Source organism: Acidovorax sp. HMWF018 (genome assembly GCF_003061035.1).
Lineage (GTDB): Bacteria > Pseudomonadota > Gammaproteobacteria > Burkholderiales > Burkholderiaceae_C > Acidovorax > Acidovorax delafieldii.
This window is the reverse complement of sequence record NZ_QAIM01000292.1, coordinates 1-1,148: the sequence shown is the minus strand read 5'-3', so window position 1 is coordinate 1,148 and position 1,148 is coordinate 1. Positions and strand designations below refer to the sequence as shown.

Here is a 1,148-nt window from a genome sequence, read left to right as displayed (position 1 = left end):
ACGTCGGAGCAATGGCTCTGATGTAGAAGTTTTTGTTGAAGGAACCCGCTGAGAATGGCGATCAAATCCACGATATTCAAAGCGAACCTTGCGATCGCCGACATCGACCACGGCTACTACGCCGACCATGCGCTCACCCTGGCACGCCACCCCAGCGAAACCGACGAGCGCATGATGGTGCGGCTGGCAGCCCTGGCCATTCAGGCGCACCAGCTCAATGACCTGTGCAATGGCGACGCCACACTCGCGTTCGGCGCAGGGCTGTCGGACCCGGATGACCCAGATGCATCGCTGACGGACTTTACCGGCCGCAAACGCGTGTGGATCGAAGTAGGGCAGCCGGAAGACAAGCCGCTGACGAAAGCCTGCAGCAAGGCTGACTCGGTAATCGTGTACTGCTTCAACCACGCGGCCGAGATCTGGTGGAAGGGCATTGAAACCAAGCTTTCGCGGCTGGACAAGCTGCAGGTCTGGCGCATTCCGACCGAGGCGTCGCAAGCGCTGGCACAGCTGGCCGAGCGCAGCATGCAGCTGCAGGCCACAGTGCAGGAAGGATCCATCACCCTCAGCAGCACACAAGGCAGCGTGCATGTGGAGCCTGTGCGCTGGAAGTGAGGCATTTTGGACCGAAATGCCTGATGGCGCCGGTTCTATTTGCCTAAGCAGCTATTAAATACATAGCAATTAGCCGCGCGAATCTCAATCGCGCGGCATGAGCGTTCCGCAATGCCAGCACTGCTCGAACCCGCCTTCCACGATCTCGCCGCAGCGGCAGGCCCAGTGGCGCTGCGGCAGGTCTTGTAGTTGTTGCAGCAAGGCCTGGGCACGCGTGGCGTGCTCGTCGTGGTCCAGCCAGATTTCGGGCAGGCACTGGTCGGGCGGCAAGTGCCCAGCGGCGGCGGCCAGGTACTGGCGCTGCACTGAGGCTGCCATGCCCGCCTCACACAGCAGGTCTGCCCACAGGGTGGCGATCGCAATGTTCGGGGCTTGGGTCAGGCGCAGCATGGCAACACCATAGCGGTTTGCCGGGCCTGCGTACAGCCCATGGCCCATCAACCCGCCCCGCCGTTGGCAGCCCCCGGCAAAGTCACGCCCTCTGCTGCACGCTCTGCGTACCGGTTGAAACGCCAGGCCGAGTGCTCCAGCGT

Annotated in this window: 2 protein-coding genes; one reads left to right on the top strand and one right to left on the bottom strand. The window is 62.5% G+C overall.

The features are described 5' to 3' along the window. The first annotated feature begins 54 nt into the window (after positions 1 to 54). A complete protein-coding gene (locus DBR23_RS10845) occupies positions 55 to 615 on the top strand; it encodes a YaeQ family protein (RefSeq protein WP_056742839.1) in 561 nt (186 codons plus the stop codon). A gap of 84 nt (positions 616 to 699) precedes the next feature. Here the strand turns inward: DBR23_RS10845 and DBR23_RS10840 are convergent, their stop codons facing one another. Further along, a complete protein-coding gene (locus tag DBR23_RS10840) occupies positions 700 to 1,005 on the bottom strand; it encodes a hypothetical protein (RefSeq protein ID WP_056743217.1) in 306 nt (101 codons plus the stop codon). Positions 1,006 to 1,148 lie beyond the last annotated feature (143 nt).